1 protein-coding gene is annotated in these 294 nt (G+C 65.3%); it reads right to left on the bottom strand.

The window, feature by feature from the left end; genetic code table 11:
• The coding region (locus tag RT662_RS07510; protein WP_313670091.1) for a hypothetical protein at positions 1-294 on the bottom strand (294 nt) is incomplete at both ends.

Genomic DNA, 294 nt, shown 5'->3' with positions numbered 1-294 from the left:
GCGCCCTGGTGCTGGTCGGCGGCGACGATGGCCGGCAGCATCAACAGGCAACCCAGCATGCCCAGCACCAGGCCGGCGCGCGAACCCGAGAGCATGAAGCCGATGATGAACACCAAGGCCATGCCCGACACCAGCACGAACCACAGCGGATGGCCGTGCGCACTGTCGCGCCGGTTGAAACGCCAGACCAGGCTGGCCCACACCAGCGGCAGCGCCGCCGCCATGGCGATGGCGTAATGGTTGTTGTTGGCGAACAGCCCGACCGACATGCCTTCATTGGTGTTGCTGTAGAAA

It is taken from the genome of Sandarakinorhabdus sp., from assembly GCF_032115815.1.
Classification (GTDB): Bacteria; Pseudomonadota; Alphaproteobacteria; order Sphingomonadales; family Sphingomonadaceae; genus Sandarakinorhabdus.
The sequence above is the reverse complement of the archived record's forward strand: the minus strand, read 5'-3'. Positions and strand labels throughout refer to the sequence as shown.